At 62.3% G+C, this 26,992-nt stretch carries 22 protein-coding genes; 7 read left to right on the top strand and 15 right to left on the bottom strand.

Features of this window, described 5'->3' with window-relative positions; genetic code table 11:
* The first annotated feature begins 133 nt into the window (after positions 1–133).
* Positions 134–1,483 carry a spinster family MFS transporter gene (locus AB4O22_RS20275; RefSeq protein ID WP_003198487.1) on the top strand — a complete coding sequence of 450 codons (1,350 nt, stop codon included), beginning with the start codon at positions 134–136 and terminating at the stop codon, positions 1,481–1,483.
* A 138-nt stretch (positions 1,484–1,621) separates the two neighbouring features.
* Here the strand turns inward: AB4O22_RS20275 and AB4O22_RS20270 are convergent, their stop codons facing one another.
* Positions 1,622–3,157, bottom strand: coding sequence for an MDR family MFS transporter (locus AB4O22_RS20270; protein WP_013692425.1), 1,536 nt, complete (start codon positions 3,155–3,157; stop codon positions 1,622–1,624).
* Positions 3,158–3,208: 51 nt separating this feature from the next.
* Complete coding sequence (gene pobA, locus AB4O22_RS20265) at positions 3,209–4,399, bottom strand: 4-hydroxybenzoate 3-monooxygenase (RefSeq protein ID WP_003198491.1); 1,191 nt, start codon at positions 4,397–4,399, stop codon at positions 3,209–3,211.
* A 175-nt stretch (positions 4,400–4,574) separates the two neighbouring features.
* Here pobA and AB4O22_RS20260 point away from each other — a divergent pair, with 175 nt between their 5' ends.
* Positions 4,575–5,468 carry a helix-turn-helix domain-containing protein gene (locus tag AB4O22_RS20260; RefSeq protein ID WP_460097026.1) on the top strand — a complete coding sequence of 298 codons (894 nt, stop codon included), beginning with the start codon at positions 4,575–4,577 and terminating at the stop codon, positions 5,466–5,468.
* Between the two features lie 7 nt (positions 5,469–5,475).
* On the opposite strand, the gene AB4O22_RS20255 is transcribed toward AB4O22_RS20260, so the two are convergent.
* The 6 genes from AB4O22_RS20255 to arcD (AB4O22_RS20230) all read right to left on the bottom strand — a co-directional run bounded on the left by AB4O22_RS20255 (position 5,476) and on the right by arcD (AB4O22_RS20230) (position 11,234).
* A complete protein-coding gene (locus AB4O22_RS20255; protein WP_003198496.1) occupies positions 5,476–5,652 on the bottom strand; it encodes a hypothetical protein in 177 nt (58 codons plus the stop codon).
* 260 nt (positions 5,653–5,912) lie between these two features.
* A complete protein-coding gene (locus tag AB4O22_RS20250) occupies positions 5,913–6,272 on the bottom strand; it encodes a DUF5064 family protein (protein WP_223470175.1) in 360 nt (119 codons plus the stop codon).
* A 65-nt stretch (positions 6,273–6,337) separates the two neighbouring features.
* Positions 6,338–7,267: a carbamate kinase gene (gene arcC, locus AB4O22_RS20245; protein WP_223470173.1), complete on the bottom strand. Its 930-nt coding sequence runs from the start codon at positions 7,265–7,267 to the stop codon at positions 6,338–6,340.
* A gap of 156 nt (positions 7,268–7,423) precedes the next feature.
* Positions 7,424–8,434 (bottom strand): ornithine carbamoyltransferase, encoded by a 1,011-nt coding sequence (locus AB4O22_RS20240; protein WP_003198502.1) that lies wholly within the window; start codon positions 8,432–8,434, stop codon positions 7,424–7,426.
* 84 nt (positions 8,435–8,518) lie between these two features.
* Positions 8,519–9,775 carry an arginine deiminase gene (gene arcA, locus AB4O22_RS20235; protein ID WP_223470171.1) on the bottom strand — a complete coding sequence of 419 codons (1,257 nt, stop codon included), beginning with the start codon at positions 9,773–9,775 and terminating at the stop codon, positions 8,519–8,521.
* A gap of 31 nt (positions 9,776–9,806) precedes the next feature.
* Entirely contained in the window at positions 9,807–11,234 is a 1,428-nt protein-coding gene (arcD, locus tag AB4O22_RS20230) for an arginine-ornithine antiporter (protein WP_223470170.1), read from the bottom strand.
* 396 nt (positions 11,235–11,630) lie between these two features.
* On the opposite strand from arcD (AB4O22_RS20230), the gene arcD (AB4O22_RS20225) reads away from it, so the two are divergent.
* Entirely contained in the window at positions 11,631–13,058 is a 1,428-nt protein-coding gene (gene arcD / locus AB4O22_RS20225; RefSeq protein ID WP_460105997.1) for an arginine-ornithine antiporter, read from the top strand.
* Positions 13,059–13,195: 137 nt separating this feature from the next.
* On the opposite strand, the gene AB4O22_RS20220 is transcribed toward arcD (AB4O22_RS20225), so the two are convergent.
* From AB4O22_RS20220 to gap, 7 genes are all read right to left on the bottom strand, one after another.
* Positions 13,196–14,542 carry a CoA transferase gene (locus tag AB4O22_RS20220; protein ID WP_223470166.1) on the bottom strand — a complete coding sequence of 449 codons (1,347 nt, stop codon included), beginning with the start codon at positions 14,540–14,542 and terminating at the stop codon, positions 13,196–13,198.
* 34 nt (positions 14,543–14,576) lie between these two features.
* On the bottom strand, positions 14,577–15,002 hold the full coding sequence (locus AB4O22_RS20215) for a YbaN family protein (RefSeq protein WP_460097733.1): 426 nt from the start codon (positions 15,000–15,002) through the stop codon (positions 14,577–14,579).
* A 179-nt stretch (positions 15,003–15,181) separates the two neighbouring features.
* On the bottom strand, positions 15,182–15,772 hold the full coding sequence (locus AB4O22_RS20210) for a biliverdin-producing heme oxygenase (RefSeq protein WP_223470164.1): 591 nt from the start codon (positions 15,770–15,772) through the stop codon (positions 15,182–15,184).
* A 168-nt stretch (positions 15,773–15,940) separates the two neighbouring features.
* Positions 15,941–18,535: a TonB-dependent receptor gene (locus AB4O22_RS20205; RefSeq protein WP_223470162.1), complete on the bottom strand. Its 2,595-nt coding sequence runs from the start codon at positions 18,533–18,535 to the stop codon at positions 15,941–15,943.
* 119 nt (positions 18,536–18,654) lie between these two features.
* Positions 18,655–19,617, bottom strand: coding sequence for a FecR family protein (locus tag AB4O22_RS20200; protein ID WP_223470161.1), 963 nt, complete (start codon positions 19,615–19,617; stop codon positions 18,655–18,657).
* A 100-nt stretch (positions 19,618–19,717) separates the two neighbouring features.
* Positions 19,718–20,239 carry an RNA polymerase sigma factor gene (locus tag AB4O22_RS20195; RefSeq protein ID WP_003198520.1) on the bottom strand — a complete coding sequence of 174 codons (522 nt, stop codon included), beginning with the start codon at positions 20,237–20,239 and terminating at the stop codon, positions 19,718–19,720.
* Between the two features lie 249 nt (positions 20,240–20,488).
* A complete protein-coding gene (gene gap, locus AB4O22_RS20190) occupies positions 20,489–21,490 on the bottom strand; it encodes a type I glyceraldehyde-3-phosphate dehydrogenase (RefSeq protein ID WP_003198523.1) in 1,002 nt (333 codons plus the stop codon).
* 231 nt (positions 21,491–21,721) lie between these two features.
* Between gap and edd the strand changes: the two genes are divergently transcribed.
* The 4 genes from edd to AB4O22_RS20170 all read left to right on the top strand — a co-directional run bounded on the left by edd (position 21,722) and on the right by AB4O22_RS20170 (position 26,872).
* Positions 21,722–23,548: a phosphogluconate dehydratase gene (gene edd / locus AB4O22_RS20185; protein ID WP_003198525.1), complete on the top strand. Its 1,827-nt coding sequence runs from the start codon at positions 21,722–21,724 to the stop codon at positions 23,546–23,548.
* On the top strand, positions 23,545–24,504 hold the full coding sequence (locus AB4O22_RS20180; protein ID WP_460097024.1) for a glucokinase: 960 nt from the start codon (positions 23,545–23,547) through the stop codon (positions 24,502–24,504). Before edd ends, AB4O22_RS20180 begins: the two co-directional genes overlap by 4 nt.
* A gap of 177 nt (positions 24,505–24,681) precedes the next feature.
* Complete coding sequence (locus AB4O22_RS20175) at positions 24,682–25,413, top strand: response regulator (RefSeq protein WP_003184616.1); 732 nt, start codon at positions 24,682–24,684, stop codon at positions 25,411–25,413.
* On the top strand, positions 25,403–26,872 hold the full coding sequence (locus AB4O22_RS20170) for an ATP-binding protein (protein ID WP_003198529.1): 1,470 nt from the start codon (positions 25,403–25,405) through the stop codon (positions 26,870–26,872). The genes AB4O22_RS20175 and AB4O22_RS20170 overlap by 11 nt, the downstream gene beginning before the upstream one ends.
* Positions 26,873–26,992: the final 120 nt, after the last annotated feature.

Raw genomic sequence — 26,992 nt, 5'->3', positions numbered from 1 at the left:
TTGACCGTTATCAAGAAACGCGCCGCTCGCCATGGGTGGGTATCAGCCTTGCGAATGATTGGAGACAGTCCGCACACCGCTGTCTAGATTGCAGATTCCGCTAATGCTCCATAACAATAAAAGAGACGGACCCATGCAGAACTCGACCCAAGCGGCGAATGCCTGGCGCATTCTGTTCCTGTTGTTCCTGGCCAACCTGTTCAACTTCTTCGACCGCACCATCCCGGCGATCATCATCGAGCCGATCCGCATGGAGTGGAGCCTCAGCGACTTCCAGATCGGCATCATCGGCACCGCTTTCACCATCGTCTACGCCATTGCCGGGTTGCCATTGGGACGCATGGCCGATACCGGTTCGCGCAGCAAGTTGATGGGCTGGGGCCTGGCGACCTGGAGCGCGCTGACGGCGGTCAACGGCCTGGTGGGCAGTTTCTGGGCGTTCCTGCTGGTGCGCATGGGCGTCGGGATCGGCGAGGCGAGCTATGCGCCGGCGGCCAACTCGCTAATCGGCGATCTGTTCCCGGCCCATCGCCGGGCGCGGGCCATGGGCATCTTCATGCTGGGCCTGCCGATTGGCTTGTTGCTGGCGTTCTTCACCATCGGCGCGATGGTCAAGGCCTTTGACAGCTGGCGCGCGCCGTTCTTTATCGCCGCGGTACCAGGCTTGGTGCTGGCGTTGTTCATGTTCTTCATCAAGGAGCCCAAGCGCGGCGCGGCGGAAACCGTGCAGGTGTCCCAGGAAAAAATCGACCGGCCGATCCGTCGAGTGTTGGCGATTCCCACTTTCCTGTGGTTGGTGCTGGCCGGGTTGTGCTTCAACTTCGCCACTTATGCCTGCAACTCCTTCCTGGTGCCGATGCTGCAACGCTACTTCCTGATGCCGTTGCACGAGGCGGCGGTGGCCACCGGGATCATGGTGGGCGTGACCGGTTTGTTCGGCTTGACCCTCGGCGGCTGGATCGCCGACAAGATTCATCAGCGCGTGCCCAGTGGTCGCTTGCTGTTCGCCGCGTTCAGCCTGGTGATCTCGACGCTCACCACTGCCTGGGCATTGCATGCCGGGCGGATTGAAATCGGTGTGTTCGTCGCGGTGTTCAGTGTCGGCTGGTTGTTCGCCTATACCTTTTATACCTGCGTGTACACGGCGATCCAGGACGTGGTCGAGCCGCGCTTGCGGGCTACGGCGATGGCGCTGTTCTTCGCTGGCCTGTACTTGCTCGGTGGCGGCCTGGGGCCGGTGGTGGTGGGTGGCTTGTCCGACTACTTCGCCCGCACGGCCATGGCCGCGGCCGGGGTCGACCAGATGACCGAGGCGTTCAAGGCCATCGGCCTGCATGATGCGATGTACCTTATCCCGGTCGCGCTGTTCCTGACCATGGTGTTCCTGTTCCTGGCGTCACGCTGCTTCGTGCGCGATGCCAAGCGGATGAAGGACGGGATGAGCGCGGTGGTGCTGCCCGAAGGTGTCGTGGCGACTGCCTAAAGAGATTTTGTGGCAATGATGCTGATCGTTCCCACGCTCTGCGTGGGAACGCCTCGACGGACGCTCTGCGTTCGGCTCTGCAGGGGCGCGGAGCGTCCCGGGCTGCATTCCCACGCAGAGCGTGGGAACGATCATGTGCTAGCGGACCTTCTCATCTCGCCCGCGCAGCAAGCGATTGGGCATCGCCAGCGCCGCGGCCAACCCCAGCAGCGACACCGCCGCGCTGATCGCCAGCAAATGCCGGAACGTCGCCTGCAACTCCTGGCGCAAGGCATTTTGTGCCTCGCCCGGGGCGGCGTTGAGGCCGTCCAGCAAGACGCTGCCGGAATGCCCTTCACCGATCATCGACGAGCTGGCAAGCTGGGCGAAGCTTGAATCCTGCAGCAAGGCCAGCAGCAACGCCGACATCAGTGCCACGCCCACCGCGCCGCCAAGGGAGCGGAACAGGTTGGTGGTGCTGGTGGCGACGCCGATGTCCTGTTGGTGCACGGCGTTCTGCGCACCCACCAGTGAAGTGGGAAACTGCATGCCGGAGGCGATGCCGCTGAGCAGCATGAACAGGCTGCTCAGCCAGAGCGCGGCGGGCGGGGTGAAAGCCATGCCGAGGATAGCGAACGGGAAGAGCAGGGCGCCGCTCAGGATCATCGGCTTGTAGCGCCCCGTGACCGAGGTCCGGCGTCCGGCGAAATACGCGCCGATCGGCAGCCCGATTGCCAGCGGCAACAAGTGCAACGCCGCACTGTCGGCACCGGCGCCGGTCACGCTCTGGAAGCGCAATGGTACCAGCACCGTCAGGGAAATAGCCTGGAAGCTGGTGAAGAACACCGTGCACCAACACAGCACCGCATCGCGGTTGGCGAACAGGTGCATCGGCAACAACGGCTCCCGCGCCCGGCGCTCGTGCCAGGCGAACACCCCCAGCGCTGCGCCTGCGCAACCCAGCAATCCCAGCACTTCACGGCTGTGCCAGGCATGGCCCTGGCCGACCTGGGTGATCCCCAGCAGCAGCGCCGTCAGGCCGATGATCAGCAACACGGTGCCCAGGTAATCGATGATCGGCGTGCGTTGCGGCACCGGCAACCCGACCAGGCTGCGTCGGGCCACCCACCAGGCCACCAGTCCCAGCGGCAGGTTGATCCAGAACACCCAGCGCCACGACAGGTACTCGGTCATGTAGCCGCCGAGCACCGGCCCGGCGACGCTGGCCACCGCGTACATGCTGCTGAAATAACCCTGGTAGCGACCGCGTTCGCGGGGCGGGATGATGTCGCCGATGATCGCCTGGCTCACCGAAATCATCCCGCCGGCGCCGATGCCCTGGAAAATCCGCGCCAGCACCAGTTGCTCCATGTTTTGGGCCAGGCCGCAGAACAGCGAGGCCAGGGTGAACAGGCCCATGCCGAACAGCATCAGCGGCCGGCGACCGTAGAGGTCACCGAGCTTGCCGTAGATCGGCACCGCCACGGTCATGGCGACCATGTAGCCGGAAATCACCCAGGCCAGCAGGCTGACGTCGGCAAACTGTGCGGAGATGGCCGGCATCGAGACGGCGACGATGGTCTGGTCCAGCGCACCCAGGAAAATCGCCAGCATCAGGGCTGCCAGCACGCTGCGGATGGCCGGTTTTGGGGCTTGGAGCGTATTGAACTGAGTCAAGGCAGAACCTGCGGGCATCGCACCGGAGAGGCAAAATGGACGAAACCCGCAGTTTAAGTCGATAGGCGACTATTCGATAGCCTCGTAAGGAAGTCCGACGTAATTTTCCGCGATAGTCTTGCGACCGGCCTCGGAGTCGACGAAATATTCCAGCTCGGCTTCGCTGATGCGCTGGTTGAAGGCATCGTCGTCGAAGCGGTGCAGCATCGAAGTCATCCACCAGGAAAACCGCTCGGCTTTCCAGACGCGCCGCAGGCAGATGGCCGAATACTTCTCCAGCAGATCCACACGGCCGTCGCGATAGACCTTGAGCAGGATATTGAATAGCGTGCTGACATCGCTGGCCGCCAGGTTCAGCCCCTTGGCGCCGGTGGGCGGGACGATGTGGGCCGCATCGCCCACCAGGAACATCCGCCCATACTGCATCGGCTCGACCACGAAGCTGCGCAGCGGGGCGATGCTTTTCTCGATGGACGGGCCGGTCACCAGGGCTTCGGCCAGGTCGGCGGGCAGGCGGTTTTTCAGTTCATCCCAGAAACGCTCGTCCGGCCAGTCGGCCACTTGTTCTTCGGCGGGCACTTGCAGGTAATAACGGGTGCGGGTCTTGGAGCGCATGCTGCACAAGGCAAAGCCGCGTGCGTGGCGAGCATAGACCAGTTCTTCGTGGACCGGCGGTGTGTCGGCCAGCACGCCGAGCCAGCCAAACGGGTAGACCCGTTCGAAGACCTTGAGTTTTTCCGCAGGAATGGACTGTCGCGCCACGCCGTGGAAACCGTCGCAACCGGCAATGTAGTCGCAGTCCAGGCGCCAGGTTTCCCCTTCATGCTCGAAGGTCACGAAAGGGGTTTCGGTTTGCATGTCGTGGGGCTGGGCATTGCTGGCCAGGTACAGGGTCCGGGCGCCGGCGGCTTCGCGGGCGGCCATCAAGTCGCGGGTCACTTCGGTCTGGCCGTAGACCATGACATTTTTACCACCGGTCAGGCCCTTGAGGTCGATGTGCACCCGCCGATCGTTGAGCACCAGTTCAAAACCGTCATGGGGCAGGCCTTCGGTGTCCATGCGCTGACCAACGCCAGCCTGGCGCAGCAGCTCGACCATGCCTTGCTCCAGCACACCGGCGCGGATGCGGCTCAGTACGTATTCCGGGGTCTGGCGTTCGAGGATGACAGTGTCGATCCCGGCGTTGTGCAGCAACTGGCCGAGCAGCAGGCCAGAGGGGCCGGCACCGATAATAGCGACTTGGGTCTTGAGGGTTTTCATTGTTGTTATGACTCGCACGAAGCACGCGACCAGGGTCGGTGTTGATTATTAGAAATCGAGTGCCTACATTTTTCGCTTGCGGACCTGTCAGTTGAAGGGGAAAACTGAGCCGATACCTGTTCTTTTTACCAATTGGTGCGATTATCGCCCGCAACCCCAGGCCCGGATCCATGTTATGAAAAAACCTGACCTGCCTTCGATCCCGGTGTTCAAGCTCTATGGCGAGAGCCAGGAATGGCCGACGCCGGACTTGTTGCACTGCGAGACCATCTCCAAGCGCAGTCGCGAGCATCAATGGGAAATCAAGCCTCATCGGCATGCCGATCTGTGCCAGTTGTTGTTCGTCTTCAAGGGCCAGGCGGAACTGGAAATCGAGGGCCGGCGCACGCTACTCACCGAGCCGGCCGTGCAGATCCTGCCGCCGCTGTCGGTCCATGGCTTTCGTTTTTCCGAGGATGTGGAAGGTTACGTGGTGACCCTGGCGGCGCCGCTGGTCACGCACCTGCAAGCGCAACTGGGGCATTCGGTCAACGTCCTGGCCCAGGCCGAAAGCTACCCCGCCCTTGAGAATGCCGAGTACCTCAACAGCCTGTTCAGCGCCTTGCAGAATGAGTACGTGGGGCATCAACCGGCGCGGGAAATGCTGATGCATGCGCTGGTCAGCGTGATCATGGTCTGGGTCAGCCGCCAGGTGATGGAGCGCCACACCCAGGCCCAGCGCCCGCAACGGGCCCGGGAATACCTCAACGGCTTCATTCAGTTGGTGGAAGAAACCTATCGCGAGCACGTCAAGGTCGAGGACCTGGCCCATCGCCTGGGTATTTCCGTGTCGCACCTCAACGGCACCTGTCGGGAACTGGCGGGGCAACCGGCGTTGCAGATCATGCATGAGCGCCAGTTGCTGGAAGCCAAGCGCCTGCTGACCTACACCGGCATGACCATCTACGAGATTTCCGAAATGCTCGGGTTTTCCGATCCGACCAACTTCACCCGGCTGTTCCGCCGACGCGTCGGCATCTCGCCCAAGGCGTTCCGGGACCGGCTCAAGACCGATCAACAGGACGACTGACCACGCCTCAGCGCAGGGCGTTGAGGGTTGCGCTGTGGGGGATGCACCGTTCGAAGTTGCAACTGGCGTATTCACGGGGCAGTTGCCTGGCCTGCTCGACCCGGTAGGCCGCAGTGCCGTACAGCGCAAGCGTGGCGGCGCAGGTGACGAAAATGGCGAGGCGTCTTTTTATTTTAATGTTCATGGCGGTGACCTCTGAACGAATACCCGGGGGTACTACTTTCAGAATAGGTCAGCTATAGCGAGTTGCCAGCCAGGCAGGCTTTGTGTGTAACCCGATATTCAGAACACTGATATCCCTTTGTGGGAGCGAGCTTGTGGGAGCAAGGCTTGCCCGCGATGCAAACACCTCGGTGCAACTGATAGACCGAGGCGATGCCATCGCGGGCAAGCCTTGCTCCCACAGGTCTGCTCCCACAAACAGGGGTAGGGGTTTTCAGGCGGTTATGCCAGGTGTTCTGGTTTCATCGGGTCGCCCGGCTTGACGTCCAGTTGCTTGCGCACGTCCTCGAACATTTCGTCGTAGTACTTGTGCATCGAGCCGATGCTCGCGGTCTTGGGCAAGCCATACTTCTGGGCGACGCGCGTGGCATGGCGGGCGAAGTCGAAGGCCTGGTCCTTGGCCAGGAAGAACGTCTCGTCCAGGGACTTGTCTTCGACGGTGCCATGCACCCGGAATGACATGCCCGTGCCCTCCTTGCCGTCCTGATCGACCTTGTAGTCGATGCACAGGTTGTAGCTGAAGTCATCCTTGTTCAGCGCATGGCGCTCCATGTGCAGGTGTCCGGGTTCGAACATGGCCATAAGCAACTCTCCTTTGAAGGCATGGGGAGTAGGGCAGACCCTGGATCCGCCCCGCAAGTTTCCTGTTATCGATAAGCGATGCCAGGTGTCGCCGTGCTGATGCGGGTACCGGCCTTGCCCTGGACGATCGCTTCGATGTCCGAGAGTGAACCGATCACCGCAACCTTGCCAGTGTTGCGCGCGAATTCGCAGGCGGCCTGGACCTTCGGCCCCATGGAGCCGGCGGCGAAGCCGAGCTTTTCCATTTCGTCGGGGTGGGCCTGGGCGATGGCTTTCTGGGTCGGCTTGCCGAAGTCGATGAACGCGGCGTTGACGTCGGTGGCGATCACCAGCAGATCGCTTTCCAGCTGTTCGGCGAGCAGCGCCGAGCACAGGTCCTTGTCGATCACCGCTTCCACACCTTGCAGCTTGCCGTCGGCGTCGTACATCGTCGGGATGCCGCCACCGCCAGCGCAGATCACGATGCTGCCCTTTTCCAGCAGCCATTTGATCGGGCGGATTTCAAAGATGCGCTTGGGCCTGGGGCTTGCGACCACGCGGCGGAACTTGTCGCCATCCGGGGCGATGGCCCAGCCTTTTTCGACGGCCAGTTTCTGCGCCTCTTCCTGGCTGTAGACCGGGCCAATGGGCTTGGTGGGTTTTTGGAAGGCCGGGTCGTTGGCGTCCACTTCCACCTGGGTCAGGAGCGTGGCGAAGGGGACTTCGAAATCCAGCAGATTGCCCAGTTCCTGTTCGATGATGTAGCCGATCATGCCTTCGGTTTCGGCGCCGAGCACGTCCAGCGGATACGGGGTGACTGAGGTGTAGGCCGCCGCCTGCAACGACAGCAGGCCGACCTGCGGGCCGTTGCCGTGGGCGATGACCAGTTGGTTGCCAGGGTGGATTTTCGCGATCTGTTCGGTCGCGGTGCGGATGTTGATGCGTTGATTGTCTGCGGTCATGGGTTCACCCCGACGCAGGAGGGCGTTACCGCCCAGGGCAACGACGATACGCATGGTGCTGTCCTTTCAAAAATGGAACGAGAACGCAGTGATGATCGTTCCCACGCTCTGCGTGGGAACTCCGCCCGGGACGCTCCGCGTCCCCTGTGACGCAGAGCGTCACCGGATGCATTCCCACGCAGAGCGTGGGAACGATCACTCTTCAAGCGCCTAGATATCCGCCAACGCCGACACCAGGATCGCCTTGATGGTGTGCATGCGGTTTTCCGCTTGCTCGAAGGCGATGTTGGCCGGCGATTCGAACACTTCCTCGGTCACTTCCACGCCATTGGCCAGGTTCGGATAACGGGCGGCGATGTCCTTGCCGACCTTGGTTTCGCTGTTATGGAACGCTGGCAGGCAGTGCATGAATTTCACCCGCGGGTTGCCCGAGGCTTTCATCATTTGCGCGTTGACCTGGTAGGGCAGCAATTGCTCGATGCGCTCGTCCCAGGCTTCCACCGGCTCGCCCATGGACACCCAGATGTCGGTGTGGATGAAGTCCACGCCCTTGACGGCTTCCTTCGGGTCTTCGGTGATGGTGAGGCGCGCGCCACTTTCGGCGGCGAAGGCCTGGCACTGGTCGATGAAATCCTGGTGCGGCCACAAGGCTTTCGGCGCGCCGATGCGCACGTCCATGCCCAGTTTGGCGCCGATCATCAGCAGCGAATTGCCCATGTTGTAGCGGGCATCGCCCAGGTAGGCATAGCTGATGTCATGCAGCGGCTTGTCGCTGTGTTCGCGCATGGTCAGGGTGTCGGCGATCATTTGGGTGGGGTGGAATTCGGCGGTCAGGCCGTTGAACACCGGCACCCCGGCGAACTTGGCCAGTTCCTCGACGATTTCCTGTTCGAAGCCTCGGTACTCGATGGCGTCGAACATCCGGCCCAGGACCCGGGCGGTGTCTTTCATGCTTTCCTTGTGACCGATCTGCGATGACACCGGGTCGATGTAGGTGACGTGGGCGCCCTGGTCATGGGCCGCGACTTCGAAGGCGCAGCGGGTGCGGGTCGAGGTTTTCTCGAAGATCAGCGCGATGTTTTTGCCTTGCAGGTGTGGACGCTCGGTGCCGGTGTATTTGGCACGCTTGAGGTCGCGGGACAGGTCCAGCAAGTAGTGCAACTCGCGGTTGGTGTGGTGCATCAGACTCAGCAGGCTGCGGTTGCGCATGTTGAACGCCATGATGTGGATCTCCTCAGGTGTAGGTTATCCCCGGGGCCGGTCTCTGCCGTGGGATGCAGAGCAGTGCCGGCCCAGGCTCAAAGGTTAGTAATCGATCGGGTCGCGGATGATCGGGCAGGTCATGCAGTGACCGCCGCCCCGGCCCCGGCCCAGTTCGCTGGCACTGATGGTGATGACTTCCACACCGGCCTTGCGCAGCAGCGTGTTGGTGTAGGTGTTGCGGTCGTAGCCGATCACCACGCCTGGCTCCACGGCCACCACGTTGTTGCCGTCGTCCCATTGCTCGCGTTCGGCGGCGAAGCTATTGCCGCCGGTTTCCACCACTCGCAGCGCTGGCAGCTTGAGGGCCGCGGCCACGGTGTCGAGGAAACTGCTGTCCTCGCGGCGCACGTCGATGCCGCCGGGTTTGCTCTCGTCAGGGCGCAGGGAGAAGGCGACGATCTGGCTCACCACTTCCGGGAAAATCGTGACCAGATCGCGGTCGCAGAAGCTGAACACGGTGTCCAGGTGCATGGCGGCGCGGGATTTCGGCAAGCCGGCGACGATCACTCGCTCCACGGCTTTGTTCTTGAACAGGTTCAGCGCCAGTTGGCCGATGGCCTGACGGGACGAACGTTCGCCCATGCCGATCAGCACCACGCCGTTGCCGATGGGCATCACGTCGCCGCCTTCGAGGGTGGCGTTGCCGTGCTCCTGGTCCGGGTCGCCGTACCAGACCTGGAAGTCAGCCTGGGTGAACTCGGGGTGGAATTTGTAGATGGCGCTGGCCAGCAGGGTTTCCTGGCGGCGCGCCGGCCAATACATAGGGTTCAGGGTTACGCCGCCGTAGATCCAGCAAGTGGTGTCGCGGGTGAACTGGGTGTTGGGCAGCGGCGGCAGGATGAAGCTGGAGTGCCCGAGGAAGTCGCGGAACATCTGGATGGTCTTGCCACCGAAGCTGTCCGGCAGGTCATCGGCCGAGACGCCACCGATCAGGAATTCGGCGATATGGCGCGGCTCCAGGCTGCGCAGCCACGAACCGACTTCGTTCACCAGGCCCAGGCCCACCGAGTTGGCGGTGATCTTGCGCTGCAGGATCCAGTCCAGGGCTTCGGGGATGGCGACGATGTCGGTCAGCAGGTTGTGCATCTCCAGCACGTCGATGTCGCGCTCGCGCATCTTGGTGACGAAATCGAAATGGTCGCGCTTGGCCTGGTTGACCCAGATCACATCGTCGAACAGCAGTTCGTCGCAGTTGTTCGGGGTCAGCCGCTGGTGGGCCAGGCCTGGGGAACACACCATGACTTTACGTAATTTGCCGGCTTCGGAATGCACGCCGTATTTCACTTTTTCCGTGGTCATTACAAATCCTCCAGTTAGAACAATCAGCCAACTACAAGGTCAGGAAGCCGTCGTAGAGCCCGTAGGCCGCCACCAGGGCGCCTGCGATCACTGCGGCGAAAATCAGCTTCTCGACAGAGGTGAAAATCGGTTTGCCCAGCTCGCGCTTGGCCTTGGCGAACAAAATCGCGCCTGGGGCATAGAGCAGGGCGGAGAGCAGCAGGTACTTGATGCCGCCGGCATACAGCAGCCACACCGCATAGATCAGGGCGATGGCACCGATGGCCAGGTCTTTGCGGCGCTCGGCCAGGGCGTTTTCATAGGTCTCGCCGCGCACCGCCAGCAACACGGCGTAGGCCGCCGACCACAGGTACGGCACCAGGATCATCGAGGTGGCGAGGTAGATCAGTGACAGGTAGGTGCTGGCCGAGAACAGGGTGATGACCAAAAACACCTGGACCATCGCGTTGGTCAGCCACAGGGCGTTGGCCGGTACGTGGTTGGCATTCTCCCGGCGCAGGAACTCGGGCATGGTGTGGTCTTTGGCGGCGGCGAACATGATCTCGGCGCACAGCAGCACCCAGGACAGCAGGGCGCCGAGCAGCGAGATGATCAGGCCGACGCTGATCAGCACCGCGCCCCAGTGTCCCACGACATGCTCCAGCACGGCGGCCATGGACGGGTTCTGCAGCTTCGCCAGTTCTGGCTGGGTCATGATGCCCAGGGACAGCACGTTCACCAGCATCAGGAACAGCAGCACGGTGATGAAACCGATGACGGTGGCCTTGCCCACGTCGGTGCGTTTCTCGGCGCGGGCGGAAAAAATACTCGCGCCCTCGATGCCGATGAACACCCACACGGTGACCAGCATCATCCTGCGCACCTGGTTCATCACGCTGCCCAGGTCCGGGTTCATCGTGCCCCAGATGTCCCGGGTGAATATCTCGAGCTTGAAGGCGAACACCGCGATCAACACGAACAGCACCAGCGGCACGACCTTGGCGACGGTGGTCACCAGGTTGATGAACGCGGCTTCCTTGATGCCGCGCAGCACCAGCCAATGCACCGCCCACAACAACACCGAGGCGCCAATCACCGCAGCTACGGTGTTGCCTTCACCAAAAATCGGGAAAAAGTAGCCCAAGGTGCTGAACAACAATACGAAGTAGCCGACGTTGCCCAGCCAGGCGCTGATCCAGTAGCCCCAGGCGGATGAGAAACCCATGTAGTCGCCGAACCCGGCCTTGGCGTAGGCATACACCCCGCCATCCAGATCGGGTTTGCGGTTGGCCAGGGTCTGGAACACGAAGGCCAGGGTCAGCATGCCGACGGCGGTAATCGCCCAGCCGATCAGCACGGCACCGACATCGGCACTGGCCGCCATGTTTTGTGGCAAGGAAAAGATTCCCCCGCCGATCATTGAGCCGACCACCAGTGCAACCAGCGCACCCAATCGAAGTTTTCCGGGTGTATCAGACATTTGCGAGACTCCAGTGCAGGAGAAGAGAGTCGACAGACTAAGTCGATTTGAAAGTTGAATATCTGATCTGGATCAGTGCATGACAACATTCCATTGTTAATGAAGGAGTTAACACCATCCGTTGGCGTCTTGAAGTTGCTCGAAAGGCCCGTTTCAGGGCCTTTGGCAAAGGGTTTGTGAAGGTTTTCTTGCCGCAGGATTATTCACGCTAGTTGATTTCCGTTGAGTCGCAACTATTTTGTAGGCTGCATTCGTGACAAAAAGATAATGGGTGTCATGGTCTTTTTAATTACGCTCTTGGAGAATGGCCGAGTCATAAGCCTTTGGACTTTGTGTGGATGACGTTATTCAAAAACGTTATGTCGCTTTATTTACTTAATTTAATAGTGAGAAAAAATGCCGCAGCCGATTGAAAAGTTGCCACTGGGCGCACTGATCGCACTGGTGGTGGGGTCAATGATCGGCGGTGGGATTTTTTCCCTGCCGCAAAACATGGCGGCTCGGGCCGATGTCGGTGCGGTGCTGATCGGCTGGTCGATTACCGCCGTCGGCATGCTGACCCTGGCCTTCGTGTTCCAGACCCTGGCCAATCGCAAGCCGGAATTGGATTCGGGCGTGTACGCCTATGCCAAGGCCGGCTTCGGCGACTACATGGGCTTCTCGTCTGCCTGGGGCTACTGGATCAGCGCCTGGATGGGCAATGTCGGCTACTTCGTGTTGCTGTTCAGCACCTTGGGCTACTTCTTCCCGGTGTTCGGCCAAGGCAACACGCCGGTGGCCATCGGGTGTGCGTCGTTATTGCTGTGGGCGGTGCATTTCCTGGTGCTGCGCGGGATCAAGGAGGCGGCGTTGATCAACCTGGTGACCACCGTGGCCAAGGTCGTGCCGCTGTTGATGTTCGTCGTCATGGCCGCCGTGGCCTTCAAGGCCGAGATTTTCACCCGCGATATCTGGGGCGCGATGAGCCCGGACCTGGGCAGTGTGATGGACCAGGTGCGGCACATGATGCTGGTGACGGTGTTCGTGTTCATCGGCATCGAAGGCGCCAGCGTCTATTCGGCACGGGCAGAGAGACGTGCGGACGTAGGGCGTGCGACGGTGATCGGGTTCCTCGGGGTATTGGCGCTGCTGGTGCTGGTGAATGTGTTGTCCCTGGGGGTCATGAGCCAGCCGGAACTGGCGCAGTTGCAGAACCCGTCCCTGGCCGGTGTCCTGGAGCACATTGTCGGGCCTTGGGGGGCGTTGCTGATCAGCCTGGGGCTGGCGGTTTCACTGTTGGGAGCCTTGTTGTCCTGGGCACTGCTGTGCGCTGAAATTCTCTATGCCACCGCCCGGGACAGGATCATGCCGGCGTTCCTGACCAAGGAGAATGCCAACCACGCGCCGGTCAACGCGCTGTGGCTGACCAATGGCATGATCCAGCTGTTTTTGCTGATCACTCTGTTTTCCGCAGGCACCTACACCAGCCTGATCTATCTCGCCTCGTCGATGATCCTGGTGCCATACCTGTGGTCGGCGGCCTATGCGGTGCTGCTTTGCGCCAGGGGGGAAACCTACGAACAGGGCTCGGCCCGGCGCATGAAAGACCTGTTCATCGGTGGCGTCGCGCTGTGCTACGCGGTGTGGCTGCTGTACGCCGGCGGCGTGAAATACCTGCTGCTGTCGGCGCTGTTGTACGCGCCCGGGGTGATCCTGTTTGCCCAGGCCAAGCGCGAGCAGCGCCAACCCTTGTTCACCCATGTGGAAAAGGGGATTTTTGCTTGCGTGATGTCAGGGGCGGGTATGGCGGCGTATGGGTTGTACAGCGGGTTTTTGGCGTTGTGAGGCTTACCGCGATGTTGAGGCGATTCCTGTGGCGAGGGGATTTATGTGGGAGCAAAGCTTGCTCGCGAAACAGGCGCCTCGATTTCTGAGAGACCGCATCGCTTCCATCGCGGGCAAGCCTTTCCCACATCAACCCGTCACCACCGTGCTCGATGCGCGCCCAGTTCCGCCGCTGGCAAGGTCCATTGCAGCGGCGTCCCGGTGATTTTCAAGGGCACCTGCAGGCGATGGGCCGGTCCCCATGGGGTCTGTTCGACCACCAGGCCCTGATCATCCTCGGCCTCGGCTCGCAATGGGCTCGAATCCCCGGCGCCACGTTCGATCAACAGCTTCGCCGTGCGTGCCAGTGACAAGCGTGCCGAGCCGCCGTGACCGCTTGCCAGGCGCCGGGACAACAACACCAGGGCGCTGGCCGCCAGCAGATAGCCGGTGCCGTGATCCAGCGCTTGCACCGGCAGCGGTGTCGGTTTGTCGGTGTGTTTCCAGCCCATGCCGGTTTCGGCGATGCCGCTGCTCATTTGCACCAGGCTGTCGAAGCCGCGCCGGTTCTGCCACGGACCGCTCCAGCCATAGGCATTGAGGCTGACGTCGATCAGGCCGGGGGCCATCTGCCGGCGCTGCTCGGCGCCGTAGCCCAGGCGTTCCAGGGCGTCGGCACGGTAGCCGTGCAAGAGGATGTCGGTGTCCTTGAGCAATGCCTCGAACGCCGCGCGATCTTCGGCCCGATGCAAGTCGAGGCGGGCGCAGCGTTTGCCCAGGGTGACTTCTGGCACCACGCCGGGTTCGTTCCAGGTCGGCGGGTCGATGCGCAGCACGTCGGCCCCCAGGCCGGCGAGGAAGCGGCTGGCGATGGGGCCGGCCAGCACGCGGGTCAGGTCCAGCACCTTGAGCCCCGCCAGTGGCTGGGTCACGGAGCCGAGCCAGGGTTTGCGCTGCTCTCCAGTCGTTTCACTCAGGTGTACCAGCGGCTCGGCATTCACCGCCAGGCCTTGGGGATGGACCTGCCACGCCTGCCACGAACGCATCTCGGCAGCACAACCGCCAGCGTCGACCACGGCCTGTTCCAGCTCGGCCTTGTTCCATCGGGCCACCCTGGCCGCCATGTCGGCGCGGTCGGTGCAGGTGCCGAGGACTTTTTCCGCCGCAAGGCGATGATGCGGTGCGTTGGTGTGCAGGCGAATCCAGCCGTCGGCGCTGGCGTAGTCGCCGGCCACCGGGTCCCACATCGGCGGCACGCTCCAGCCGATGGGGCGCAGGGAGGTGGAGAACCAGAACGACGCCAGGCGTCGGTCGACCTCGACAGGTGGCAGGCGAGCGGTTTGTTGCTGGATGAGTTCGGCGGTCGCCTGCCCGGCCACGGCGATGCTGGCGCTGGCCAGCTCCGTGACGGCGAAGGCCGAGGGCAGCGCACCGTCGCCAGTGAAGGTGATCGGGGTCGTGGGCAAACCGAGTGCGGTTTGCATGGACGTGAGCAGATCTGACATCGAAAGCCCTCCAGTACGAGAGGGCGATCATAGTTCAAAAATCCGTTGGGGGTCGCTGCGCATCCCGGCGGTAGCAAGAGCCCTGTGCCTGTTCCGGGCGCGACCAGATCCACAGATTGCCCAGGCCCATGCCGGCGAGCGCGAGGTAAACCGGCCAGCCGTGGTCGAGCAGCACCAGCATCAAGCATGCGCAGAGCAGCATGCTGGTGGTGGCACCGATCTTGGCCCGGCGCGGGATGACCTTGCCGTTGCGCCAGTTGTGCAGCATCGGCCCGAACAGGCGATGGTTCTCCAGCCAGGCGCTCAGGCGCGGTGAACTGCGGGTCGCGGCCCAGGCGGCCAACAGGATGAACTCGGTCGTCGGCAAGCCGGGCACGACGATGGCGACCAGGCCGATGGCCAGGCTGGTGTAGGCGAGCAGGGCGAAGAGCAGTTGGGTGAGTTTTGAGGGGCGGTTCATCAGCGTTTTTTCAATCACGCACAATTCCTGTGGGAGCGAGCTTGCTCGCGATGGCGGTGGGTCAGTTGGCATTGATGTCGGCTGTGCTGACGCTATCGCGAGCAAGCTCGCTCCCACACTGGTTTCTGGGTGACTGAAGATATGCATCCACCCATAAATCTTCTGTGGGGCGGTGTGAATCAGGCCAACTCGGCCGCGTAGGCTTGTTCCAGCAGCACCGTAAACCGGTTGAATGCGTCCAGCGCGCCTTGGTCCGCCTCGGCTTCCTGCTGTTCGGTGAAGACCAGGCCGTCTAGGGTGCGGGTGAAGGATTTCCAGCCTTCGGCGCGCCCTCCGGCAGGTTCTGCCAAGTGCCGGGCGCCGAAGGTCTCGCTCAATCCCAGGCCCACGGCACGCTTGATCAGGAACGCGGCGCCGAGCTTGGAGCCTTCGGAGACGAACAGCCAGCCCAGGGCTTCGGCCTGGGTCGGGTTTTTCACCGCGCCGGCCACTGGCGCAGGGACTTCGGTGTCCAGGTCTGCCAGATCCGCCTTGGCCGCCTCTGCCCGGCACCGGGCCGGGAGGTCGGGGATCAGGGCGGACAGTTCGGCGTCGTTGTACAGCGCCACCAGCTCCGACTGGAACAGGTACTGGGCGACGACGAAACGGGCGAAGCTGGCCGGGGTTTCGAACGGGGCGTGGGCCTTGACCAGCGCGTCGAGCCGGCTGTGGGGCTCGTGGGTGATCTGGTTCAGGCGTTGGGAGCGTGAAGCGGGATGTTGTGTGTTCATGAAAAAATCCTTCGAATTAGAACGGTGTGGCAAGGGGTGTGGGAGCAAAGCTTGCTCGCGAAACAGGCGCCTCGATCTCTGAAAGACCGCATCGCCTGCATCGCGGGCAAGCCTTGCTCCCACATGACTCTCCTCATCACAGGTATTTGTTTTGCCTGGCAAATCGAGTCAGATATCCCAGATCAGGTTCACCGCGAAGTTACGCCCCGGCGCCGTCAGGCGATCGAGGTTGGCGGGGCTCAGCACCGCCGCTTCGCCGACGCTGTCGTAGCCGCGCACGTCGTCCCACAGCCAGTACTTCTTGTCGGTGAGGTTGTAGAGGCCGCCGCTGACGGTTACATCGTCGGTCACCTTGTAGAAACCGCTCAGGTCGAGGATGCCGAAGCCCGGTGTCTTGAACTGGCTGCTCACGCCATCGGGCGAGTTGAAGTTGCTGTCGTCGACGCGGTCCTTTTTCTTGACCAAGGTCCAACTGAGCAAAGTGCCGTAGCGGTCCTGGTCGTAGCCCAGGCCGAACACGCCGGTCAGCGGGTTGACGCTGTTGAGCGGCTCGCCGGTGTCGTTGTTGCGACCGTACGCGTAGGCCACCGAGCCTTGGGTGTACAAGCCCTTCGGTGCGCCAAACACGTCCAGTTCCAGGCGTCCCCTGGCCTCGGCGCCCTTGATGGTGGCGTGCTCGATGTTGTTGCTCTGGAAGGTCAACTGGTCGGCGCCGGGGGTGATGGCATCTTCGTTGATGAAGTCGCGGTACTTGTTGTAGAACACCGCCACGTCGAACGAGCCGGAATCGAAACGGCCGCGCAGGCCGGTCTCGTAGCTCTTGCTTTTTTCCGGTTCCAGATCGGGGTTGGGTTCTACGCTATAGCCGGCGCCGGGGTTGTCGAAACGACCGTACAGGGCCTTGGCGGTCGGGGTGCGAAAGCCTTCGGCGTACTGGCCGTACCAGGTGTACTCATCGCTCAGGGCGTAGGTCACGCCGAACTTCGGTGAGACGCGGTGCCAGGTCTTGTTCTTGCCGCTGATGTCACCGCCGCCGCTGGGGTCCACGGTGTTGAGGAATTCCTCGGTCAGGTGCGGCTTGAGCCGGGTGTAGTCGTAGCGCAGGCCAGGCGTGAAGGTCCATTTGTCCCAACTGATCTGGTCCTGGGCGAACAGGCTGTAGGTGTTGATGGTCGGGTCGGGGAAATCGCTGGCTTTTGCCAGCACGTCCCGGGTGCTGATGGCGCCTACCGCGGAGCAACCGACGCCGACCGCCAGGCACACGCCATTGCCGCTGCGCGAGCCGGTGACTTTCTGCTGCTTGAGGGTGGTGCCGTAAGTCAGCGCGTGATCGGTGTCGGCGACGCTGAAGGCCTTGTCCAGTTGCGCGTCGAAGACCCACTGTTTCTCTTCATAGAGGGTCTCCCGGGTGCGCAGGACCCGGCGGGTGATGGGGAAGTAGAATTCGGCGGTGCTCTGGTCGGTCTTGGCGACCTGGTGATTCAGGCTCCACTTCATGTGATCGGCCAGCAGGCTGTCGAGGGCGAAGCTGTGCTCCAGGCCGAAACGCTCGCGGGTGATGGTGTCGTTGCCGGTGCGCCACTGGTACATGCCGCCGGGCAGCACAGAGGCGGGGATGGCCGGTTGGCCGTTGGCGTAGGGGCCGCCGTAGGCGCTTTTCAGGTCGCTGTCGCGGTCGTCCTTGTATTTCTCGTAGACCAGGCCAAGGCGTGAGTCATCGCTGTAGTTCCAGCCGAGCTTGGCCAGCACGTTGTTGGCGCGCACGTCTTCGGGGTTGGCGGCGGTGCGGTCCAGGCCCGTGCCGTTGTGGCTGCCGTAGGATTCGGTTTCATGACCGTCGCGTCGGCTGTAGTGCAACAGACTATCGAACTGCCCGCTGCGACCGGCGACGGTGGCGGACTTGAGCCAGCTCTCGTCGGCGGAGCTGTAGCCGGTCTTCAGGCGGGCGCCAACGTCTTGGCCCGGCTTGATGATGTCATCTGGATCGAGAGTGAAATAGCTGACGGCACCACCAATGGCATTGCTGCCGTACAGCACCGAGGCCGGGCCGCGCAGGATTTCCACGCGCTTGATGATTTCCGGGTCGACGTAGTTGCGCTGGGTCTTGGCGTAGGGGCCGTTGAAGAAGCCGCCGGGGATCTCCACGCCGTCGACCTGGGTCAGGATCCGGTTGCCGTCGATGCCGCGGATATTGTAGCCGCTGATACCGCCGCGCTGGCCCGCGCCGCCCACCGATACGCCCGGCTCATAGCGCACCAGGTCCTTGAGGGTATTGACGTTGTTGCGGTCCAGTTCCTGGCGGTCGTGGACGGTGACCGTGCTCGGCACGCTGATGATGTCCTGTTCCTGGCGGGTGGCGCTGATGGTCACCTGTTGCAACTCCAGCGCGCTGCCGGCACTGCGTTTTTCCAGGACGATGCTGTTGTCGCCCAGCTTGCGGTAGCTCAGGTTGGTCCCCACCAACAGGCGCTCCAGGGCTTTTTCAGGTGGCAGCGAGCCGTTCACCCCAGGCGAGGCGACGCCTGCAGCCAGTTCCGCCGGCATGCCGACTTGCCAGCCGGTGATCGCAGTGAATGCATTCAGGGCCGAGACCAGTGGCTGCCGGGCGATGGCAAAGCTGTAGTCGCCCATGTTGCGTGCAGCGGGTTGCACGGTGGTGGCGGCCAGGACGAGCGGCGCTGTGCCGGCCATCAGCAGGGCAGCGGTGAGTAATGACAACGTGCAAGAGGGGGCAAGAAACCGGCAAGTAAGGCGAGAGGACATCGATAGCGCTCCGTGTCGCATCTGTTATAGGTGCAGATTCACATCGTTGGATGCGAATCAATTGCATTGGCTATAACGAGACGAATCAACGGAGCCTATCGAGTAAAAATAATTCTCATTTAGTTCAGGATCACCAGCGCAGGGAACTCCTGGAGCCGCGCCGAGGTGATATGGGCCAGCGAACGGACCACGTCCAGTGGCTGGTCGAGGCGGTAATTGCCAGTCACAGCGACGTTGGCCAATTGTTCGTTACTGTTGATGATCCAGCCGGGGTAATAGCGTCGCAGCTCGGCCAGTACCTGGCTCAGTGGCCGGTTTTCGAACACCAGCCGACCCTGGACCCAGGCCAGGTCAGTGTTGGCATCGAGCCGGGCCGGGCGGTCGAAGCCGTTGGGGCCGATGCGGATGCTTTCGCCGGCTGACAGCCGCACATGGGTGTCGTTGCGGGTGGCCCGCAGGTCCACGTCGCCGCGCTGCACCTGGACCTGGGCCACGCCGTCGAGGTAACGCACGGCGAACGTGGTGTCGCTGACGCTGGCCATGACCGGGCCTGCATCGATTTCCAGCGGCAGGCTACGGTTGCCCGGGACTTCGAAAAACGCCTCGCCCTTGTACAGACGCGCCACCTGCCGCTGCTCGTTGAACGTGCTGGAGAAGGCCGAATCGGTGTTGAGCAGGACCTTGGAGCCGTCCTCCAACTGCAAGCGCTGGCGCTCACCGACCACGGTCAGGTGGTCGGCCTGCAAGCGCAGGGGCAGGTCGCTGAAGTTGAACAGGCCGAGAAACAGCACGGCGGCAGTGGCCAGGGGTTTCCAGTGGGCGCGCAGGCGCGACAGCGCGGTGACCTTGGGCGTGGCTTCAAGTTGGCGGGCACTTTCCATCACCTGCGGGCCGTTCCAGATCGCCTGGGCCCGGGCGAACGCCTCGCCATGGCGTGGATCGGCCGCCAGCCAGGCGTGGAACTGCCGCGTCTGTTCCTCGCTGGGGTTGTCCAGCAGGATCAGCCAGTCCAGCGCCTGCTCCATGGCATGGGCGGTTTGCTGCGTCGCAGTGGGCTCGGCAGAGCGGTGATTGTCCGTCACAGTCGGTTCTCGGTATTTAGCGGCACGGGCTCAAGCTACAAGCTGTACGCAGCAAGTGGCAAGCGTGTGCGCAGCTTATGGCCTGAAGCGTGGAGCCGGGTCACTGCTCGCCGTGGCTACGTTCAGCCACACCCACACAGATCGCCATGATCAATTTCAGTTCCTTTTGCACGGTGCTCAGGGACACGCCCAGGCGTTCGGCGATTTGCTGGTAACTGTGGCCATGCAGGCGGCTGAGAATGAAGATCTGCTGCTGTCGCGAACTCAGGGCCTGGAGGCTGACGTTCAGGCGCTCGAGCAGTTGTTGGGCATGGGCGGCGTCCTCGGCGCTGCTCTGGGGGGCGACGACGTTGTGGACGACCTCCGGCGGTACGTCATCCAGCAAGGTCCGCGACTGGATGCGCCGGGCGCGCAGATGGTCCAGCGCCAGGTTGCGGGCAGTCTGGAAGACAAAGGGTTCGAGGTGCTCGACCGTGCGTTCGCCCAGTGCGCGGGTGACGCGCAGGTAGGTTTCCTGGAGCAGGTCTTCGGCGGTACTGGGGTTGCTGACCATGCGCTCGAGGGTGCGCAGCAGCGGCGTGCGCTGGGCGAGGAAGACGTGATGAAAGCGCGATTGACTCACGGTAGGGCCCGATCTGGTTCGAGTAGATGATAATGCTTATCATCTGTCGAGCGGGTCAAGCCTTCATTTCATCACGCCGAAACCCTGTGTGGAGCGCAAACCTGTGGGAGCAAAGCTTGCTCGCGATAGCGATTTCAAAGCCAGCACAGATGCTGCATGTGACGGTGTCATCGCGAGCAAGCTTTGCTCCCACAGGCCTGCTCCCAGGGTTTGCTCTTACAGGCCCGCTCCACATTGGCCAGCAATGAGTTACTCGGCGTTACACAGCGCCAGGCAGTTATCCAGCATGCGGTTGGAGAAGCCCCATTCGTTGTCATACCAGGCCAGTACCTTGAGCAGCTTGCCGCTGGCCTTGGTGTGGTTGGCGTCGAAGATCGACGACAGCGGGTTGTGGTTGAAGTCACTGGAGACCAGCGGCAGGGTGTTGTAACCGAGGATCTTCGAATGCTGGCTGGCATGGCGCAGCAGTTCGTTGACTTCTTCGGCCGACGCTTCGCGCTTGAGCTGCACGGTCAGGTCGACCAGGGACACGTTGATCACCGGTACACGCACCGCCATGCCGGTCAGCTTGCCCGCCAGTTCCGGCAGCACCAGGCCCACCGCCTCGGCGGCGCCGGTCTTGCTCGGGATCATGTTCTGCGTGGCCGAACGGGCGCGGTACGGGTCGCTGTGGTAGACGTCGGTCAGGTTCTGGTCGTTGGTGTAGGCATGGATGGTGGTCATCAGGCCGCTTTCGATGCCCAGCTCGCGGTGCAGTACCTGGGCCACTGGGGCCAGGCAGTTGGTGGTGCACGAAGCGTTGGAGATGATCTGGTGGGACTGGCGCAGGATATCGTGGTTCACGCCGTACACGACGGTGGCATCGGCGCCCTTGGCCGGGGCCGAGATGATCACCTTGCGGGCGCCGGCGCTGATATGCGCGGCTGCCTTGGAGCGATCGGTGAACAGGCCGGTGCATTCGAACACGACGTCGATTTTTTCAGCCGCCCAAGGCAGTTCGGCCGGGTTGCGGATGGCGCTGACCGAGATGCGGTCGCCATTGACCGTCAGGCTTTCGTGATCGTGCTGCACGTCGGCATCGAACGTGCCGTGGACGGTGTCGAACTTGAGCAGATGAGCATTGATTGCACTGTCACCCAGGTCGTTGATGGCGACGATCTGCAGGTCGCGACGATAGCCTTGGGTATACAGTGCACGGAGGACGTTGCGGCCGATGCGGCCAAAACCATTGATTGCGATTCTAAGAGTCATTAACTGCGCCGCCGTCGATTTGTTGTTGGAATTACAAGATTATTCGCATAAAAATAGAAAACAAGCCTTTTTAGTGGCAATATTTTGTTTTATCTACAACGAGTGACCTGAATCAACTGGTCCGAATGGTCAAGAAACCGTCTGTCGCCTCGCCTTTTACACAGCGTGCAGCGGGCTTTTGATCAGCATAGACAATCAGGTCGCCACACCCGTTAGCCTGGAGTTCTACACATGCATCCCCGCGTTCTTGAGGTCACCGAACGGCTTATCGCCCGCAGCCGCGCCACGCGTCAGGCTTACCTTGCATTGATCCACGGTGCAGCCAGCGACGGTCCGATGCGCGGCAAGCTGCAGTGCGCCAACTTCGCTCACGGCGTGGCTGGTTGCGGCACCGAAGACAAGCATCACCTACGGATGATGAACGCCGCCAACATCGCCATCGTGTCGTCCTATAACGACATGCTCTCGGCCCACCAGCCCTACGAAACCTTCCCGGAACAGATCAAGAAAGCCCTGCGCGAAATCGGCTCGGTCGGCCAGTTCGCCGGTGGCACGCCAGCGATGTGCGACGGCGTGACCCAGGGCGAGGCGGGGATGGAACTGAGCCTGCCGAGCCGCGAAGTGATCGCCCTCTCAACGGCGGTGGCGCTGTCCCACAACATGTTTGACGGCGCACTGATGCTCGGCATCTGCGACAAGATCGTCCCGGGCCTGATGATGGGCGCGCTGCGCTTCGGTCACTTGCCGACGATCTTCGTGCCAGGCGGGCCGATGGTCTCGGGCATTTCCAACAAGGAAAAAGCCGACGTCCGCCAGCGCTACGCCGAAGGCAAGGCCACCCGCGAAGAGCTGCTGGAGTCGGAGATGAAGTCCTACCACAGCCCCGGCACCTGCACCTTCTACGGCACCGCCAACACCAACCAGTTGTTGATGGAAGTGATGGGCCTGCACTTGCCGGGCGCCTCGTTCGTCAATCCGAATACGCCATTGCGCGATGCCCTGACCCGTGAAGCGGCGTTCCAGGTCACGCGCATGACCAAGCAGAGCGGCAACTTCATGCCCATCGGCGAAATCGTCGACGAACGCTCGCTGGTCAACTCCATCGTTGCGCTGCACGCCACTGGCGGCTCTACCAACCACACCCTGCATATGCCGGCCATCGCCATGGCGGCGGGCATCCAGCTGACCTGGCAGGACATGGCCGACCTCTCCGAGGTGGTGCCAACCCTGAGTCACGTCTACCCGAACGGTAAGGCCGACATCAACCACTTCCAGGCGGCGGGCGGGATGTCGTTCCTGATCCGTGAATTGCTGGAAGCCGGTTTGCTCCACGAAAACGTCAACACCGTGCTCGGTCACGGCCTGAGCCGCTACACCCAGGAACCGTTCCTCGAGGATGGCGAGCTGGTGTGGCGCGACGGCCCGATCGAAAGCCTCGACGAAAACATCCTGCGCCCGGTAGCTCGCGCGTTCTCGTCTGAAGGCGGCCTGCGGGTGATGGAAGGCAACTTGGGCCGTGGCGTGATGAAGGTCTCCGCCGTGGCCTTGGAAAACCAGGTTGTCGAAGCGCCTGCGATGGTGTTCCAGGATCAACAGGACCTGGCCGACGCGTTCAAGGCCGGCCTGCTGGAGAAAGACTTCGTCGCGGTGATGCGTTTCCAGGGCCCGCGCTCCAACGGCATGCCGGAGCTGCACAAGATGACGCCGTTCCTCGGCGTATTGCAGGACCGTGGCTTCAAAGTGGCGCTGGTGACCGACGGGCGCATGTCCGGCGCATCGGGGAAAATCCCGGCGGCCATTCATGTCAGCCCCGAAGCTTATGTCGGTGGTGCGTTGGCCCGGGTGCAGGAGGGCGATATCATCCGTGTCGATGGCGTCAAAGGCACCTTGGAATTGAAGGTGGACGCCGAGGAATTCGCCGCGCGCACGCCGGCCAAGGGCTTGTTGGGCAACAACATCGGCACTGGTCGCGAGCTGTTCGGTTTCATGCGCATGGCCTTCAGCTCGGCGGAGCAGGGCGCCAGCGCCTTCACCTCTGCCCTGGAGACGCTTAATTGAAACTGGCTTTGGTCGGTGATATCGGTGGGACCAACGCACGCTTTGCGCTGTGGAAAAACCACACCCTGGAAAACATCCAGGTGCTGGCAACGGCGGATTATGCCTGCCCGGAAGATGCAATTCAGGTGTACCTCAGTGGCCTGGGCCTGAAGCCGGGCGCCATCGGTTCGGTGTGCCTGTCGGTGGCCGGTCCCGTGAGCGGCGATGAGTTTCGCTTTACCAACAATCACTGGCGCCTGAGCAACCTGGCGTTCTGCCAGACCTTGCAGGTGGAGAAGCTGTTGCTGGTCAACGACTTCTCGGCCATGGCCCTGGGCATGACTTGCTTGCGTCCCGATGAGTACCGGGTCGTGTGCGAAGGCACCCCGGAGCCGTTGCGCCCGGCAGTGGTGATCGGCCCGGGCACCGGGCTGGGCGTCGGTACGCTGCTGGACCTGGGCGAGGGTCGTTTCGCGGCGTTGCCGGGGGAGGGCGGCCATGTCGACCTGCCCATGAGCAGCCCGCGGGAAACCCAGCTGTGGCAGCACATCTACAACGAAATCGGCCACGTCAGCGCCGAAACCGCCCTGAGTGGCAGCGGCTTGCCTCGGGTGTACCGGGCCATTTGCGCAGTGGACGGCCATGTGCCGGTACTCGACACCCCCGAGTCCATCACTGCAGCCGGCCTGGCGGGCGACCCGATTGCCCTGGAAGTGCTCGAGCAGTTCTGCCGCTGGCTGGGGCGCGTGGCCGGCAACAATGTATTGACGCTGGGTGGGCGCGGCGGTGTCTATATCGTCGGGGGCGTGGTCCCGCGGTTTGCCGATTTCTTCCTCGAAAGTGGTTTCGCCCGTTGCTTCGCCGACAAGGGCTGCATGAGCGATTACTTCAAGGGCATTCCGGTCTGGCTGGTGACCGCGCCGTACTCGGGCCTGATGGGCGCGGGTGTGGCGTTGGAGCAGTCGACTCCCGTTTGAAATGTGATCCCCTGTGGGAGCGAGCTTGCTCGCGATAGCGGCGTATCAGTCAGCATCAATGGCGACTGACACTCCGCTATCGCGAGCAAGCTCGCTCCCACAAAGGTTTTGTAGTGTGTTTGCAGTCCTCATCCATCAGGCATAATCGCCCCCATACAAACAACAAGGACGAGGCCCGTGAGTTCAGTGAACAAATCGATTTTGTTGGTTGACGACGACCAGGAGATTCGCGAACTGCTGGACACCTACCTCAGCCGTGCGGGGTTCCAGGTGCGGACCACACCCGACGGTGCCGGGTTTCGCCAGGCGCTGAACGATGCACCGAGCGACCTGGTGATCCTTGATGTGATGCTGCCCGATGAAGACGGCTTCAGCCTTTGCCGCTGGGTTCGCCAACACCCACGCCAGGCCCATGTGCCGATCATCATGCTCACCGCCAGTTCCGACGAGGCCGACCGGGTCATTGGTCTTGAACTGGGCGCCGATGATTACTTGGGCAAGCCTTTCAGCCCACGGGAATTGCAGGCGCGCATCAAGGCGCTGCTGCGTCGGGCGCAATTCGGCCAGGAACGCTCCGGCGGCGAAGTGCTGGCCTTCGATGAATGGCGGCTGGACATGGTCAGTCATCGGTTGTTTCACACCGACGGTGAAGAAGTGATTCTCTCCGGTGCCGATTTCGCCCTGCTCAAGTTGTTTCTCGATCATCCCCAGGAAATCCTCGATCGCGACACTATCGGCAATGCGACCCGTGGTCGTGAGCTGATGCCCCTGGACCGAATCGTCGACATGGCAGTCAGTCGCCTGCGCCAGCGCCTGCGTGATACCGACAAGCCGCCACGGCTGATTCGCACGGTGCGTGGCAGCGGTTATCAGCTGGCGGCCAGTGTGGTTGCCAGCAATGGTCATTGACTGGATCAAAAAAGTCGCCCGACGGGTACCGGTACCGCGCTCGTTGCTGGGGCGGATGCTGTTGCTGACCTTGCTGGTGGTGCTGTTCGCCCAGACCCTGTCCAGCCTGATCTGGGTCTCGCAACTGCGCGCCACCCAGCTCGAAGGCCTGGTCACCAGTGCCCGCAGCCTGGCCCATTCGATGACCGCCAGCGTCAGTTATTTGCGTTCGCTGCCAGTGGCGTACCGGCCATTGGTGCTGGACCAGTTGCGCAGCATGGGCGGCACGCGGTTTGTCGTGACGCTCAACGATAAGCCCCTGGGCATGGATGTGCTGCCGATAACGCCGCGCAAACTGGCGGTGCTCAAGGCAGTGGACGACGTGCTGCGCCGGTCCCTGGGCAATAGCGCGGACATCTCGGTGAATTTTGTGAGCCCCGACGACCTGCGGATCTTCAATGCCGGGCTCAAGCTCGATGAGCTGCCCCGTTCGTGGGCTCACTACGCCTTGACCCTGGAACCGGTGAACCCGCCGGTGCTGGTCACGCAGATCCAGATGGCGCCGGGGGAGTGGCTGTACATCGCCTCGCTGCTGCCCGAACCCTACACCAGCCTCGAAGAGCAAGACCTGCCCAAGCAACAGGTCGGTTTCATCGTGCTCACCAGCAGCTTGTTATTGCTGTTCATCGGTTTGCTGGTGCACTGGCAGAGCCGACCGCTCAAGCGTTTGGCCCGGGCCGCGCGGGACATGTCCCTGGGCGCCGAGGTGGAGCCGGTGGCCGAGGGCGGCGGCAGCGAAGTGGTGGAGGTGGGGCGGGCGTTCAATGCCATGCGCGAACGCATCAGCCGTTACCTGACGGAGCGCAGTCAATTGTTCAGCGCGATCTCCCACGACTTGCGCACACCGATCACCCGATTGCGGCTGCGAGTCGAGCTGCTGGAAGACGAGAACCTGCAGGCCAAGTTCGGTCGTGACCTGGATGAGCTGGAACTGCTGGTCAAAGGCGCGCTGCAATGCGTCAAGGACACCGACATCCACGAAAACATCGAGCCGGTGGACCTCAATCATGTGCTCGATTGCCTGGTCGAACCTTACCTGGCGCCCAACGGCAACGGCCGGGTGACCCAGGATGGCCGGGCCCTGGCGCCATATCCCGGCAAGCCGCTGGCCCTCAAGCGCTGCATCGGCAACCTGATCGACAACGCCTTGAAATACGGCCAGAACGCCCACCTGCACATCGATGACGATGAAACTGCCTTCATCCTGCACGTCGACGACGAAGGCCCCGGCGTGCCGGAACAGCGCCTGGAGCAGGTCTTCGAACCGCACTTCCGCCTCGCCGGGCAGCAGCAAGGCTATGGCCTGGGCCTGGGCATCGCCCGCAACATCGCCCACAGCCATGGCGGGGAAGTGAGCTTGCAGAACCTGCGCGAAGGGGGGTTGCGGGTGACGTTGCAGTTGCCTCGCAGTGTGGAGTAGCCAGCCGTGTTGACTGATCGTTCCCACGCAGAGCGTGGGAACGATCATCAAAGTAAATGTCACAGCTTGGTGACATAACTCGCCCCTTTCGTTACCTGCCCCTCGCCATCCCTTGTTTAG

This window comes from Pseudomonas sp. S3_B11, assembly GCF_054667715.1.
This window is presented reverse-complemented; position numbering and strand designations above follow the sequence as displayed.